13 protein-coding genes are annotated in these 14,468 nt (G+C 39.7%); 7 read left to right on the top strand and 6 right to left on the bottom strand.

Annotation, left to right across the window (positions count from 1 at the left end; all coding sequences use genetic code 11):
- The first annotated feature begins 101 nt into the window (after positions 1-101).
- The 3 genes from ACQY77_RS11720 to ACQY77_RS11710 all read left to right on the top strand — a co-directional run bounded on the left by ACQY77_RS11720 (position 102) and on the right by ACQY77_RS11710 (position 2,523).
- Complete coding sequence (locus tag ACQY77_RS11720; protein ID WP_421941959.1) at positions 102-992, top strand: oxidoreductase; 891 nt, start codon at positions 102-104, stop codon at positions 990-992.
- 70 nt (positions 993-1,062) lie between these two features.
- The gene (locus ACQY77_RS11715) at positions 1,063-1,887 is read left to right on the top strand and encodes a helix-turn-helix domain-containing protein (protein ID WP_421941960.1); all 825 of its coding nucleotides are present in this window, start codon (positions 1,063-1,065) and stop codon (positions 1,885-1,887) included.
- 102 nt (positions 1,888-1,989) lie between these two features.
- Positions 1,990-2,523 (top strand): OmpA family protein, encoded by a 534-nt coding sequence (locus tag ACQY77_RS11710; RefSeq protein ID WP_421941961.1) that lies wholly within the window; start codon positions 1,990-1,992, stop codon positions 2,521-2,523.
- A gap of 331 nt (positions 2,524-2,854) precedes the next feature.
- Here the strand turns inward: ACQY77_RS11710 and ACQY77_RS11705 are convergent, their stop codons facing one another.
- The 4 genes from ACQY77_RS11705 to ACQY77_RS11690 form a co-directional block, all read right to left on the bottom strand.
- On the bottom strand, positions 2,855-3,226 hold the full coding sequence (locus ACQY77_RS11705) for a carboxypeptidase-like regulatory domain-containing protein (RefSeq protein ID WP_421941962.1): 372 nt from the start codon (positions 3,224-3,226) through the stop codon (positions 2,855-2,857).
- A gap of 245 nt (positions 3,227-3,471) precedes the next feature.
- The gene (locus ACQY77_RS11700) at positions 3,472-4,557 is read right to left on the bottom strand and encodes an acyltransferase family protein (RefSeq protein ID WP_421942384.1); all 1,086 of its coding nucleotides are present in this window, start codon (positions 4,555-4,557) and stop codon (positions 3,472-3,474) included.
- A gap of 119 nt (positions 4,558-4,676) precedes the next feature.
- The gene (locus ACQY77_RS11695) at positions 4,677-6,899 is read right to left on the bottom strand and encodes a glycoside hydrolase family 2 protein (RefSeq protein ID WP_421941963.1); all 2,223 of its coding nucleotides are present in this window, start codon (positions 6,897-6,899) and stop codon (positions 4,677-4,679) included.
- Positions 6,900-7,146: 247 nt separating this feature from the next.
- On the bottom strand, positions 7,147-8,013 hold the full coding sequence (locus ACQY77_RS11690) for an aldose 1-epimerase family protein (protein ID WP_421941964.1): 867 nt from the start codon (positions 8,011-8,013) through the stop codon (positions 7,147-7,149).
- Positions 8,014-8,424: 411 nt separating this feature from the next.
- Here ACQY77_RS11690 and ACQY77_RS11685 point away from each other — a divergent pair, with 411 nt between their 5' ends.
- Entirely contained in the window at positions 8,425-8,829 is a 405-nt protein-coding gene (locus tag ACQY77_RS11685) for a hypothetical protein (protein WP_421941965.1), read from the top strand.
- A 115-nt stretch (positions 8,830-8,944) separates the two neighbouring features.
- Here the strand turns inward: ACQY77_RS11685 and pepT are convergent, their stop codons facing one another.
- Positions 8,945-10,198 carry a peptidase T gene (gene pepT, locus ACQY77_RS11680; protein WP_421941966.1) on the bottom strand — a complete coding sequence of 418 codons (1,254 nt, stop codon included), beginning with the start codon at positions 10,196-10,198 and terminating at the stop codon, positions 8,945-8,947.
- Positions 10,199-10,274: 76 nt separating this feature from the next.
- Here pepT and ACQY77_RS11675 point away from each other — a divergent pair, with 76 nt between their 5' ends.
- From ACQY77_RS11675 to ACQY77_RS11665, 3 genes are read left to right on the top strand one after another with little or no spacing between them, the layout of a single operon-like run.
- Complete coding sequence (locus ACQY77_RS11675; protein WP_421941967.1) at positions 10,275-10,991, top strand: hypothetical protein; 717 nt, start codon at positions 10,275-10,277, stop codon at positions 10,989-10,991.
- A 23-nt stretch (positions 10,992-11,014) separates the two neighbouring features.
- Positions 11,015-12,754, top strand: a complete 1,740-nt coding sequence (locus ACQY77_RS11670) for a M14 family metallopeptidase (RefSeq protein WP_421941968.1) — start codon at positions 11,015-11,017, stop codon at positions 12,752-12,754.
- A 4-nt stretch (positions 12,755-12,758) separates the two neighbouring features.
- Positions 12,759-13,370 carry a rhomboid family intramembrane serine protease gene (locus ACQY77_RS11665; protein WP_421941969.1) on the top strand — a complete coding sequence of 204 codons (612 nt, stop codon included), beginning with the start codon at positions 12,759-12,761 and terminating at the stop codon, positions 13,368-13,370.
- An 86-nt stretch (positions 13,371-13,456) separates the two neighbouring features.
- Here ACQY77_RS11665 and ACQY77_RS11660 read toward each other — a convergent pair whose 3' ends face one another.
- Complete coding sequence (locus ACQY77_RS11660) at positions 13,457-14,422, bottom strand: hypothetical protein (RefSeq protein ID WP_421941970.1); 966 nt, start codon at positions 14,420-14,422, stop codon at positions 13,457-13,459.
- Positions 14,423-14,468: the final 46 nt, after the last annotated feature.

Below are 14,468 nucleotides of genomic sequence, written 5' to 3'. Positions count from 1 at the left end.
TTTAATCAATCTGAGCTTTATAGCAAACCAATTTTGAGCTTTACAACAAAGCTTAGGCGGCAATGTTGGTATAACTTTGTATTGTAATTTTAAATAAGACAATGAAAAAAGTATGGTTTATAACAGGCAGTTCTCGTGGTTTAGGACGTAGCCTAACGAAAGCCGTGTTGGCAAGTGGCGATCAGGTAGCTGCAGCAGCACGCAATATTGGTCAATTATCAGATTTGGTTAGTCAATATCCCGGACAGATTTTTCCGGTTACATTGGATGTAACGGATTATGAACAGGTTTACCAGGCGGTAGCCGAAGCGGCGAAGCATTTCGGACAGATAGATGTTCTGGTGAATAATGCAGGTTTCGGTATTACCGGGGCTGCTGAAGCCTACACACAGGAACAAGTGCGCAATCAGCTGGAAACCAATTTATTTGCACCAATAGAAATTACCAGGGCGGTATTGCCTTATATGCGCAAGCAGGGAGGCGGTCGCATATTGCAAATCAGCTCAATTGGTGGCCGTGTGGGTAATCCGGGTTTAACCATGTACCAGGCGGCTAAATTTGGCTTGAGCGGCTTCACCGAAGCCTTGGCAAAAGAGGTAGGCCCTTTGGGTATTTATGTAACCAGTGTTGAACCAGGAGGTTTCCGTACAGATTGGGCGGGCGATTCTATGAGTTATGCCAGAGAAATGGAGGAATATGAACAGGTTAACCAGCGTGTTAAATTTTTTAAGGGGGGAAATTTTGTTCCGGTCGGCGATCCGGATAAAGCAGCAAAAGTGATGGTAGATTTGGCTAAACACCCTCAGCCTCCTGTTCATTTGGTTTTAGGCAGTGAAGCCATTGGTATTTTAAAAAGTGCCGATGCGAATCGCAATGCTGAAATGGAAGAATGGATGGCTGTTTCATTATCTACTGATCATGAAGCATCCAAAGACTTTCTGGAAAGTGAAGATGGCAAGTGGTACACAAAAGGTGTAACCAGAAAAGTTTAATTCACAAGTGTTTTACTTCAGGTAGCATCTCTTAACAGACCTGGCTACCTGCTTTTTTTTAACTTTGTATATGGCCGAATTTAAAAAGGATCATTCTTCACCGCTTATTGCTTATTCCTGCTATTTTTCGCGTAACCGGGAAGGCGAACAGTTTGCCAGCGAGCATGTGTTCAGTTACCAGATTGAGGGGACGTTAACCATTAATAATGGTAATAAAGCGCATATTTTTAAAGCCGGAGATTTTCGGCTAATTAAACGAAACCAGCTGGTTAAATTTAATAAAGAACCTCTGGAAGGTGGTTCTTTTAAGGCCATTTCGATTTACCTGGATCAGGCCACTTTGAGAAGTTTTGCCATGGAAAATGGTTATCAGACCGAAGGTGTCAGGGGTTTAACGCAGGATTCGGTTATCCCATTGGAACCCAATCCACTTTTTACTGGTTTTATGGATTCACTTTGGCCTTATGTACAGCACAATCAACTGGTTGATGCATCGCTGCAAAACTTAAAACAACGGGAGGCCCTTATGCTTTTGTTACGTTTAAGGCCCGAATTAAAAGATGTTCTGTTCGATTTTAACGAGCCGGGGAAAATTGACCTTGAAGCTTTTATGAATAAGAATTTCCATTTTAACGTACAGCTTAAACGCTTTGCCTATCTTACCGGAAGGAGTTTAGCAACTTTCAAGCGCGATTTTGAACGTATTTTTCATTTATCACCGAGCAAGTGGTTGCAACAAAGAAGGCTGCAGGAAGCACATTATTTAATTAAGGAAAAGGGAAGAACAGCATCTGATATTTACCTGGAATTAGGTTTTGAAGACCTCTCGCATTTTTCTTTTGTTTTTAAAAAGCAATATGGTATTCCACCTTCAAGGCTTAGTACCTACACTTAATCGGTACGAAATACACGTTCTTGAAAAAAGTATCGTTATAGCTATAATCAATAATGGTTAACTGTATCAGAAGGCCATTTTAGCTAAAACTAATTTTAAAAAATGAATCTTACGAAAAAACTTTTCTTAACAGCGCTTATCGGATTATCTACCTTAACAATGTACTCTTGTAAAACCAAGAAACTGGCTGCTAAGCCTGCACCGGCGCCTGTAGCTCCCCCTCCGCCACCAGTAGAAGAGAAAAAGCCCGAGCCTACACCGCAACCTGCTCCTGAAAAACCGGCGGCAGAAGAGAAACCTAATTTTAATATTGGTAACATCCAGTTTGAATTTAACTCTGCGGTTTTGAAAACAGCTTCTTTTGCCGTTTTAGATAAAGCAGTGGCCGAAATAAAGAAAGCACCCAATACTAAATTTGTTTTAAACGGGCATTCATCTGCCGAGGGTACCCCAGAGCACAACATGTCGCTGTCTGTTGATCGCGCTAATTCGGTCAAATCGTATTTTGTAAATGCAGGAATTAATGCGGCTAATTTTACCATTGTTGGTCATGGAGAGAAAGAACCCATTACCAGCAATACTACAGAAGAAGGAAGAATTCTAAACAGAAGAACTGAGATTAAAGTACAACAATAATTTAGATCTTTATGATTAACTCAAAGGCCTCAATTTATTTTGAAGGCCTTTTTTGTTTTAGGGAATGTAATTGTAATAAACGAGAAAGCCCCATACTAATATGGGGCCATATAGAATGTTTTATGAGTATCCACTAATAAAACTAAACCAAACAAACTATATCTAAAACGCCTGACTTGAAATTTTGTTTCAAAGAATTTTGATTTTTTTAATTGATGAGATTTCTATTACATTATTACTCCCTCGCCTAGTCCTTGGATAAACACAGGGTGTTTGATGGTGGTGATGCCTGAAGCCGGCTGGAGTATTTGATTTCTATGTTGAGAAACAATCAATCGATTAAAGGTCTCAAATCTTCCTTCATCCAAAAATCTACGTGTACTGAATCGCCTGGTAGCAATTTGAATTTTTTAGTCCAATTGTGATAGTACCCAATCCAGGAGGCTTGTAAGCTTGGCTTGCCATTTGTCAAGTAAGCTTTATACTTTCCATCTTTATCGGTTTGAGCGATCTTTTTTTTATCAGGCCCCAAAATAGAGACGACTGGCATGGGAAGGTTTGTATTGGCATCGTAAATGGTTCCATAGACAACGATATTTCGGCCCTGGGTATGGATTATTTTATAAGTATAATGCCCTTTAGTGGAACATCCCAGGCAGGTAAATAATAAAAGAAATTGGACTGTGGCTAATTTAATTTTCATGGGTGATCAGCTATAAGTATTAGCTTAGACTAATATATTAATCTAGATGTGAACTTAAGATTAAATTGTTGTAGGTATCAGATTATGAGTCGTGATTCCACTTGCCTTTTCTTTCAGGCTTGTACATAGAGAAATTAGCCGTCATGAAAGACCTTTTTTTTTACCACCTCTACCACTTCACATGCCTTCGCAGCCCCTCCTTGGAAAGGAGAGAAACTAAATTGAGATAGTTACTGCCCAAGCACCTAATTCTCAGCTTTTCTTTTTCTATTGAGATATTTTCTAACTGGAGTATCAAAAAGGATCATCACCAGGTAGGCGAAACCAAGCAATAAAATAGTTCCAATAATGATGATATACGTCAATTGTCCTGCGCTGGGTTTGTATGCCTGATAATAGTTGCCAAACATCCAGATAACGGCATAATGCGTCATATAAAGCGGGTAGGAAATCTTACCTGAAAAATTGCAAAGTTTCTTTAAGCCATCAGAAAGCACTGCGCCAGCGCCCAATGATACAAGTAGAGGGAAGTAAAGGAGTACAACCAAAAGTTGGGTAATCCAGTTCAGCTTGCTATCTGGCATGATAAAGGGCAATACCAATAAAATGGCAAGGCCAATAAAACCGATTTTAGTTTTAAGTATAAGCTTGGCACGATAGATTAAGATTCCGGCCAGGAAGGAGAATAAAATGCGTGCACCCCCATCCCAAAAGGAATCTTTGCTCCAGCCACCCAGTAAATTTCCTGCGCGATAACTCACTATAGTCAAAATTACTGCAGCAATAACAAGTAAAATCCATAAAACGCGTCGAGGTGTTCGGTACAATATAAATGCGTAGGTAATATTGGCTACATATTCCCAAAACAAAGACCATGAAGGTGCGTTGAAGCCAAACAGGTTAAAGGCCCTTTCTTCCATCACCGGAAAGGGAATGAGCAATACAGAGGTTAGAAAGATGAGGATGGTTTTTCCAAAACTATAGGCCGCTGCTTGTCCACCAAAGGGATCGAACAGAAAAGTAATTAAACCCAACACAGAGCCCAATATTACCAGGGGGTGCAATCTTATGATCCTGGATTTAAAAAACTCTGTCATTCCCATTTTACCAATTCGATCATCATAGGCATATGCTATTACAAATCCTGATAGACAGAAGAAAAAATCTACAGCCAGAAAGCCATGGGCAATAAAATTTTTATCGGGTAAATACACCATCTCCATGAAGTGGAAAATGACTACACATAGCGCTGCTACGCCTCTCAATCCATCAAGAATTTCAAAATGTTGCTTGGTTTTTAAAAGCGCAGAATCGGTGGTGTTAAATGTCATCATTAAAATATAGGCTAATAGAATCGGGGGTCAAGATTACAGAAATCTTGTGGGATGGACAAATATTGGAAGTGATAAATTGGCGACAAAAGAGATTGCCGCCTTGTTATTTGAGTTGATTATTTCTTTTCGATTACGGAAATTCCTGCATCTATGTATTGCCCGCCACGTTCTTGTTTACAATGGATAGCAATGATGTTTTTACCATTTTCTTTAAGGGCCTGCTGGCTTTCTTTACTTATTTTTACCATGGTATAGTTGGAGGTGTAATTTGGTATAGAGGCTGCTTTAATACCGTTTATGTAAACTTCAGCATCTTCATCGTGATGGATGTAGAGTACTAAATTATCCCGGTTGATACCTTTCAAATTGTTTAGGCTAAATTCCTGGCGAAGCCAGATATTGCTGGTATTCCAGCGTGTTTTGTTAACGGCGCCAGGTGTTCCTGGACTGCCAAATCCTCCGGCACCTGTTTTCCATTTGCCGGCGTCAAAACCGGGAACCATCCAGTTTTCTGCAGGTTGCTCAAAAGTATATTGCCAGTTGCGTGCTTCCTCTTGTGAGGTTGGTAGAATTTCTTTAATGTAAATCTGGTCGTTAATGGCTTTTAGGTTAGATGCCCTGATTTTCTCAACCGAGCCTTTAACCACCTCGCGATCATAGGTGATTAACCCATTAAGTTCCACTTCTACATCCGTAATTTCGGTATATACGGCAGCACTTAAGCCCTTGTTGGTTTTAAACAGGGCTAAATCTGTGGCAAAATTGTCATAAAGCTGGGTGTAGTCTTTTTCGTTATCGATCATGATATAGGTTGGGCCAGTTTTCCAGGTGTGCCCAGGAATGATGTATCCGATACCGCCATATTCACCACAGGCTAGTGTTTGCACCTTACTTGCAGGTACTGCCGGAGGAGGGTAGCTATGTACATCGAGCACATCTCCTACTCCATGGTGCTCCCAGCCACTACCCTGATTTACCAGTCGGCTTGGATCCAGGCTTTTAACCTGATTTACATATTCTGCAGTATTGTGCTGGGCCTGCCCTTCGTTAAAAACTACCCAACTAATAATGCTTGGCGAATTCCAATGGGTTTCAATCATTCTGCTTAATTCCGATTTGAAGGCTTGTTTGTCTATTGGCGGAACTTTTTCTGTGTAAGAATTTGGAGAAGGCATGTCTTGCCAAACCATTAATCCGAGTTTGTCTGCCCAATAGTACCAACGGTAAGGTTCTACCTTAATGTGCTTACGCACCATGTTGAAGCCCAATTGTTTGGTCATTTCCAGATCGTATCTAAGCGCCTCATCGGTTGGGGCAGTGTAACCTCCATCAGGCCAAAAACCTTGATCCAATGGGCCGATTTGAAACAGAAACTTATTGTTTAAGAACATTTTCTTAAAACCACCCTCTTCGCCAATAGAGATTTTTCTCATCCCGAAATAGCTATTTACTGCGTCCAGTTTTTGATCTCCATTTTTAAGCGTAATCGCTAAATCGTAAAGAAAAGGGTTGTTTGGCGACCATAATTTAGCATTTTTAACGGGAACAATGATTTCTGCATTGGCTTTACCATTACTCGTTTGGATTACCTGGTTACCATTTTTAACTTTAATCTCAACATTTGCAGCGGTATTGGCATCTACTTTAATGCGTACTACTGATTGGTCTATATCGGGTACAATTTTAATGTTGCTGATATTGGTTTTCGGAACCGGCTCTAACCATACCGTTTGCCAGATTCCGGTTACAGCGGTGTACATGATACCCTGTGGGTTTAAAGTTTGCTTACCTCTTGGAAAACCTCCTTTATCTGTCGGATCATATACCCTCACCGAAACTTCCTGATCTCCTGTTTCTTTAATTGCTTTGGTAATATCGTAGCTAAAAGGATCGTATCCGCCAGTATGTTTACCCAGGCTTTTACCATTTATAAATACTTCTGCTTCATAGTCTACTGCGCCAAAATGAAGCAGTACTTGCTGGCCTTTCCAGGTTGCTGGAATTTTGAACTTTCTGCGGTACCAGATGCTTTCATGGTGTTCCATTACCCCAGATAGTGCCGATTCTACTGCAAAGGGCACTAAAATGCTACGGGATAGATTTCCCTGAGGAAGTGCTTCGGTTCTGCTTGTTGCCGGTTGAAACTGCCATAAGCCATTGAGGTTAAGCCATTTCTCACGGGCAAGTTGCGGGCGGGGATATTCTGGTAAAACACTTTCGGGATTAACATCTTTGGCAAATTTACTCATGAGTATTGCCTTTTTGGCCTGCCATTGCTGTGCTTTCAATAAGGTTGGCCCTAAAGCTAAAGCCAGAAATAAGAGATTCCTGAATTTCATAAATTTGGTTTTTTATTTGGTTACATTCGTGTTTGAAACACTATTATAAGAATAAAAAATCGATTTAGTAAAGCGCTGTGGTGCATTTTATACAAAGAGCGCTCTTGCTAACTTCCTGTTGTAAGTTATTAATTGTCAAAAAGACAATTATATGCGGGTTTTTAAGGGAATTCTGGTTTGATTGCTGGTGTTGTAATTTAGTTGTTACGGTTGGTTGTCTCAGCTGGCAATACTGTTTGTTAAGCTTTTAAAAACACTCTACTTCCCAAAACCTTGTCCAGCTTTCAGACTTATTGAGTTTAATAATGCCTTCTTTTCTAACTAAATCCTGGTTGTGATCTACACTGTCTGCAACACCGCACCAGGGCTCGAGGCAAACAAAAGGTGCATGAGGCGCTGCCCATATGCCAAAAAACGGAAAATCTTCAAAATGAAAATGTAAACCATAATCGTTTTTATTGTTTAGCAGGCTGATACAATTACTTTGAAGTGTTTTAAATACTAAAGCATCGTTATCAAAGAGTTCTGGTTTAAGGTTCAGCTTGTGTCCGTTTAAGTCGATGTTCTCTGTTTCTTTTTCTACTAAACCATCGGCTAATTTCCAATAGGTTAGTTTCTCATCATCGTTGAAAGCTAAATAGTAATCTTCGTAAACGGTTTTTGGGGTATTAGGTACCGCAAATGCAGGGTGTGCCCCTAAAGAGAAATACATGGCCGATTTGCCCGTGTTTTTTACCTCATAGGTGAGATTCAGTTTCCGATCTATTAATTCGTATTTAAGCTTTAATTCAAAATTGAAGGGATAAACTTTTAAAGTTTCTGCAGTTTGCTTTAAACTAAAAACGGCCTCAGTATCACTTTGTTGTTCTGCTATAAATACCTGATCGCGCGCAAACCCATGTCTGGGCAGCGTGTAATGTTTGCCTTGAAAAGTGTAACTGTTGTCTTTAAGTGAGCCTACAATTGGAAAAAGCACTGGACTATGCTTAGCCCAAAATTTGGGGTCGGCATTCCACAGGTATTCCAGTTCTGTTTCTTTACTGTACAGGCCTTGTAGCTCTGCTCCTTTGTCGGCAAGCTTAACTTTTAAATATTGATTTTCTAAGGTTATCATCACATTTTAAAAATAGCAATTTCCTTGGTGTATAGAATTTTTTTAAGAAAAAATAATACTTTTTATTTCATGCCTGAATTTTGATGAGTAAACGGAAATTACCATTCAAATTCACTCACTCACTCATTGACTCACTCTCTCGTTCAATTATTCTCTCAGTCACCCTTTTCACGCTGTAGCGAAAAATTGGCGTTGTGTCTTATTTTATTTAATTTTGCTGCGATCATCCCTGTTGTTTTATATTTTATGTTAAGCTGAAAATAGAGAGAATGGCAGAAAAACAAATTAATTCAGTGTTTATCCTTCAACCCAGGACGGATAACACGAGGTGTATAACAGATAATGCGTATTCGTTAAGCGTAATTTTTAGAGCTGGAGTAACATTCATTCAACTCATTTAAAATTAGGCTTATGAGAAATACAATCATCTTGCTTTGCCTATTGGTAAGCCTTACAGCCAGGGCTCAGAAACCATTAACCAAAGGTGTGACGCTCGATTTAACTAAGGTTTCAAGCACCCCAATTAAAGCAGCAATTACTGCCTTGCAGAATAACGATGAGCGTACCTGGTTTTCACTGTTTACGCCTAATGTGATTTTTTGCTATGATGGGTATCAGACTAACTTCAGAGGGTTCTTTAGAAAATCATTTGGACGAGAGCATTTTACCAGTATAGATCGTGTAGAAAATAACGGTATGGATATTTATGGAGGTTTTCACTCCGATCAATGGGGCGATTTTAAAACTTACTTCAAATTTCAATTGAATAAAAGCGGGAAAATCTGGAGATTAGATATCGGTCAGGCGGCATATTAATTGTAGAATTATTGATTGAGAATTAGTGAATGCGACCGCTGAGTCCAGTTACCCACATTCACTAATTCAATCATTGAATATTCATTCGATCAAGCTATCGTTTAATCAATAGTTACTAAGCCTTTTCTTCCCAAATGGTGGCAATATTGATAATGGTTTGCACTGCTTTTTCCATATCCTGGATGCTTACCCATTCTTGCTTGCTGTGAAAAGCATGTTCACCAGCAAATATGTTGGGGCAAGGTAATCCCATAAAAGAGAGTCTGGAACCATCAGTTCCCCCTCTTATGCTTTGTTTTTTTACTGCCACTCCGGCCCTGGTAATTGCTTCTACACCATAAGCCACAATTTTTGGGTTTTGATCGAGCACTTCTTTCATATTTCGGTATTGTGCTTTGATCTGTAGGTTATAGCTGGAGTTAGGGTAGTTTGCCATCACTTTTTTTACTGTTTCTTCCAGTAATTCTCCGTGCGACTGAAGTTTAGCATTATCAAAATCGCGGATAATGAATTGGGCTTCTGCCTCCTCCACCTGGCCTTTAAATGCCACAGGGTGGATAAAACCTTCTTTCAATTGGGTAGTTTCCGGGGTAAGTGTATCTTTAGGGAGGGCGTTTAATATCTCGGACAGGATTTTAATGGCGCTTTCCATTTTTCCTTTGGCGAATCCCGGATGTGCGCTCACACCTGTAATGATGAGTTTTGCACCATCGGCCGAGAAAGTTTCATCTTCAATAGAACCCAGGGTTTCTCCATCAATGGTATAGGCAAAATCAGCACCTAGTTTTTTTAGGTCGGCTTTATCTACCCCCCTTCCGATTTCCTCATCAGGCGTAAAGAAAATTTTTATTGTACCATGTTTCACTTCGGGGTTTTGCATCAGAAAGGCTGCGGCCTCCATAATTTCGGCTACCCCGGCTTTATTATCGGCTCCTAAAAGGGTTATTCCGCTTGCGGTAATGATACTGTTACCCAGCTGATGTTTTAAATCAGGATGTTCGGCCATTTTCAAAACAACTTTGGGGTCGTCTGGAAGAATAAGGTCTTCACCTTGATAATTATCATGAATAATCGGTTTAACATTTTCTCCGCTACTATCAGGTGATGTATCCATGTGCGAACAAAAACAAATAACCGGAACCTGCTTCGTGGTATTGCCTGGAATTGTGCCATATACATAGCCATTTATGTCCATTTCTGCGTCAGAAATGCCTATTTCTAATAGTTCTGCCACGAGTTCTTTTCCCAGGTTTTTCTGCTTTTCGGTTGATGGGCAGGTAGGTGAATTGGGATCTGATTGGGTGTCAATTTTGGCATATTTTATAAATCTGTTCTGTAAAGAACCATTCGGATTGTTGTATTTACTCATAATTCAAAGGTAAAAAGTTATGGATATTCAATAAACATATTATTTTTGAAAAAAAAACGATATGATCCCTAACTTCTTGAAAACTATCTTCGTATCACTTTTCTTCGTTTTGATCACGGGTTCTATTTTTGCGCAATCGAATTATTTTAAGCTGTCTTATGGCTTTGGTATAGGCGCTAACCACTCTTATACTGATGTAAAAAAGGGTGGCACAGGTTATACTGCCTATGGTGTTTTTGATGTGCATGTTACCCCTTATGTTATGGCCGGATTGGAAGCCCAATATGGTATGGTTCATGGTGGCGATATCGTTACGGACCCTCATAACAGGGAGTTTATTAATAAATACACCTCTGTTACGGCAAACCTTAAGTTTATGTTGGGTGAAGTGATTCGCTACGAAAGAAGTGATTTCCTTTACAATATTCGGGGCTTGTATGTAGGTTTAGGGGTTGGTGTGATTAACAATAAAATGGACGACATTGTGCGTTACAAGCCTTCATGGGCAGCATATGATCCGGGTTATGGTCCCTTTCCTGGTAAGGATAAAGGTTTAAACTTAGTAACACCGGTTAATTTGGGTTTTAACTATTTCATTAATGATGGATATGGTTATCTGCGCTATATCGTTACCATAAATGCACAATCTAATATCACCTATGGCGAGGGTTTGGATGGTTACGATGATCCCAGCCGAAACTTTGAAAACAATGCACCAGATATTTTCAATACCTATACCATTGGTTTCAGGTATATGTTTGGTAATATTAAGGTCTATCGCAAAACACTTTAAGTGTCCTCAATTTATTTACTGTAATGAGGAAATTTTTCCTATTGGCATTGGTTCTGCTAACTTTAAGAACTACAGCCCAAAAAACACCTTATGAGCTGAGTGGGAAAAAAGAAACAGCAACCTATGATGCTGCCATTTCTTATTACCAGGATTTGGCCAAACATCATGGGGAAGCAAAGCTGCTAACCTACGGGCAAACAGATTTCGGCAAACCGTTGCATCTATTGGTTTTGTCTAAGGATAAGATTTTTGATCCAACAATTGTTAAACGTAGCAATAAACGTGTGCTGCTGATTAATAATGGAATTCATCCGGGAGAGCCAGAAGGGATTGATGCATCTATGATGCTGGCCAGAGATTTATTGCAACAGCATAAACTTCCAAAAGATGTTGTGATCTGTATTATTCCGGTGTACAATATTGATGGAAGTTTTAACCGGTCCGGAACCTCAAGGGCAAATCAAAACGGGCCGGTGGCTTATGGTTTTAGGGGCAACAGCAAAAATCTGGATTTGAACCGCGATTTCATCAAAACGGATTCTAAAAACTCAGCAGCTTTTCAGCTGATTTTCAATAGCTGGCAGCCAGAGATTTTTGTAGACACCCACACCAGCAATGGTGCCGATTATCAGTACGTGATGACCTTGATTCCTACGCAGAAGGATAAGCTGAATCCAATTCTATCTGATTATCTTAGCCGGGTACTTGTGCCGGACCTTTACAAGGGAATGGAAAAGATTGGCTATCCTATGATTCCGTATGTAAATGCTGTTGCAGAAACGCCTGATCAGGGTATAACTGGTTTTATCGAAACGCCCAGGTACTCTACGGGTTATACCACCCTACATAATACCATCGGCTTTATGCCCGAAACGCATATGTTAAAGGATTATAGCCTCCGTGTGGATGCAACTTACCAGCTTTTAGCCCAATATGTTGCTATTGTACAGCGAGATGCTCAATTGATTGCGGAAAATAAGCGTAAAGCAGATGAAGCAGTAGCATTGCAAAAAAGCTTCCCTTTAGAATGGAAGCTGAATAAAACCGAGTCAGCAGATATACTTTTTAAAGGTTATGAATCGGCAAAAAAACCGAGTGAAGTAAGCGGTGCAGATCGGTTATTTTATGACCGTAATCAACCTTATACCAGGAAAATAAAGGAGTGGAATACATTTGATCCTGCAATTACTGTAGAGAAGCCTGTTGCTTACATTATTCCCCAGGCATGGGATCGCGTAATCGCACTTTTAAAGCTCAATAACGTAAAGCTGAAGCAACTTAAAGCCGATACAAAAGTTTCCGTTGAAAGCTACTATATTGCTGATTTTAAGACTTCTACCAGGCCTTACGAAGGCCATTATTTGCATTCGGTTACCAGGGTTAAACCTGTTTTACAGGATTTGCAATATTATACTGGTGATTATGTGGTGTACGTGAATCAGCCAAGCAACCGGTATATTGTAGAAACGCTGGAACCGCAGGCTACCGACTCTTTTTTCAACTGGAATTTCTTTGATTCTATTTTAGACATGAAAGAACATTACTCTGCTTATGTGTTTGAAGATACCGCTGCAGCGCTTTTAAAGAAAAATCCTGATTTGAAAGCCCTGCTTGAAGCTAAAAAAGCTTCAGATGGTACATTTACAAATAATCCTGCTGCGCAACTTGATTTTGTCTATAAAAATTCTGATTATTACGAGAAAACACATAATCGATATCCGATAGGCCGGTTAATTTCGGTTAGGAACCTCGATTTAAAATAATTTTATGGAATATTTAAATGCTGCTCCTGTAGCTTCAATTATCTTCGTATTTACCCTGATTACGAGTTTGTACGCCTTTTATGATCACAGTATTTACGGAAAGTTTATGCTGCATCCGTATAGCGTTTCTAAAGGCCACCAGGTTTATACCCTTATAACCAGCGGGCTTATCCATGCCGATTGGATGCACTTGTTTTTTAACATGTTTACTTATTATGCTTTTGGCTTTGCTTTAGAAAGCATGCTCGGAAGCTGGCAGTTTGGTTTATTGTATTTTTTAGCCCTGGTTTTAAGTGATTTGCCAACGGTTTTTAAATACAAGGATAGTTATAATTACCACAGTTTAGGCGCATCAGGCGCTGTAAGCGGGATATTATTTAGCTACATCCTTTTTAATCCATTATCCAAAATCTACATTATGTTTATCCCAATTGGGATTCCAGCCGTAGTTTTTGGGGTTTTATATTTAATCTATTGTGTTTATGCTTCCCGCAATTCAAGAGACCATATTAACCATGATGCCCACTTTTTTGGTGCCCTCACAGGACTGATCTTTACGATCATATTTAAACCAGGTATTCTGCAGCATTTCTTTGAAGCACTTACTGGGAAGTAGTTGTTTCAGGGTTTTGACCAGCGATGGGCGTATTCTTAGCCCAAAGTCCCAGGCTAGGGCTTAACTAATTTTAGAAGAGCACTTAACTAACCTGCATTTGGTAAACAAGGTTTTTCAAAAAAGCTCATGGGCTGCTCTGGGTTTTTGATAATCTCGAACAATACGTATCCCCAGGGTTTCCAGAAGTTTTCCAATACCTGACCATAAGTTTTATGTTGCCAGGCATCAAATAAAGGTTTACTCATGTTCCCCCTTAATGGCATGGCTTCGATGTAAGTTACGCCTTCTACAGGCATAAAAGTATATTCGGGCAAGCGATTAAACAGATAAGCCGAATAGTAAAAACGAGCACTTAATTCTTCAAATTGCTCGGCTGTTAGGGCTTTTCCCTTTATTTCGTTTATGATATCCTGATGGTATCGTTTATTGGTTCCATTATCCTGCATACAGGCAATGATGCCAAAATCTTTCATTTTGAGTGAGAAAGTGAGGGTATTAATTTCATCACGGAAACTGAATGGTGTAGCTTCATCTGTAAGTTTAACCACAGTGATAGACCAGGGGGTAAAATCTTCAAACTCAATTTGGGTATAAAGATTTTGCATCATGAAATTCAAGTTGGCAAACTTCATCATCAGTGATTGAGACATGTTTAAACCATCTGCGGTCATTTCTTTGCGCAAAGCCGAATGCATCTCAATGTAGATAAAGCCATAAAGAAACTTCCCAATCCAGTTAAAAAGATCGAGCTCTGGTAAAGCGGCCACACCAAGGTAGCCCTGCTTAAAGGCTGCACTGATTTTGTCTTCCAGCGGATTTAAAAACTGTTCGTTCAGCTCCGTGTTTACAGGAATGGATAAGCTTTGATAAGAACGGATACTTTCATCCAGAAACTGGATTTGCTCTTCGCCTGTTAATCCGGCCAGATCTAACAGCCATTGTGGTAAAAGCGGAACCTGAACCACAGGTGAATTAAAAGTGTTACCACTTAAAAAGCAAGTTTTATATAAAAAATCGAAGTTCTGGAATGGGTTGTATAAGCCGTTATTCATCGCTACAATATTAACCATTATATTTTTAGGGCTACTTATCGGTTAA

The sequence above is a fragment of the Pedobacter sp. genome, from assembly GCF_965279535.1.
In the GTDB taxonomy this organism is placed as follows: Bacteria; Bacteroidota; Bacteroidia; order Sphingobacteriales; family Sphingobacteriaceae; genus Pedobacter.
The sequence above is the reverse complement of the archived record's forward strand: the minus strand, read 5'-3'. Positions and strand labels throughout refer to the sequence as shown.

Coding starts and splice junctions, on each gene's coding strand:
- ACQY77_RS11715 (WP_421941960.1), top strand. CDS start 1,063: ATGGCCGAATTTAAAAAGGATCATTCTTCACCGCTTATTGCTTATTCC.
- ACQY77_RS11705 (WP_421941962.1), bottom strand. CDS start 3,226: ATGAAAATTAAATTAGCCACAGTCCAATTTCTTTTATTATTTACCTGC.
- ACQY77_RS11685 (WP_421941965.1), top strand. CDS start 8,425: ATGAGAAATACAATCATCTTGCTTTGCCTATTGGTAAGCCTTACAGCC.
- pepT (WP_421941966.1), bottom strand. CDS start 10,198: ATGAGTAAATACAACAATCCGAATGGTTCTTTACAGAACAGATTTATA.
- ACQY77_RS11695 (WP_421941963.1), bottom strand. CDS start 6,899: ATGAAATTCAGGAATCTCTTATTTCTGGCTTTAGCTTTAGGGCCAACC.
- ACQY77_RS11665 (WP_421941969.1), top strand. CDS start 12,759: ATGGAATATTTAAATGCTGCTCCTGTAGCTTCAATTATCTTCGTATTT.
- ACQY77_RS11660 (WP_421941970.1), bottom strand. CDS start 14,422: ATGAATAACGGCTTATACAACCCATTCCAGAACTTCGATTTTTTATAT.
- ACQY77_RS11670 (WP_421941968.1), top strand. CDS start 11,015: ATGAGGAAATTTTTCCTATTGGCATTGGTTCTGCTAACTTTAAGAACT.
- ACQY77_RS11700 (WP_421942384.1), bottom strand. CDS start 4,557: ATGACATTTAACACCACCGATTCTGCGCTTTTAAAAACCAAGCAACAT.
- ACQY77_RS11690 (WP_421941964.1), bottom strand. CDS start 8,013: ATGATAACCTTAGAAAATCAATATTTAAAAGTTAAGCTTGCCGACAAA.
- ACQY77_RS11720 (WP_421941959.1), top strand. CDS start 102: ATGAAAAAAGTATGGTTTATAACAGGCAGTTCTCGTGGTTTAGGACGT.
- ACQY77_RS11710 (WP_421941961.1), top strand. CDS start 1,990: ATGAATCTTACGAAAAAACTTTTCTTAACAGCGCTTATCGGATTATCT.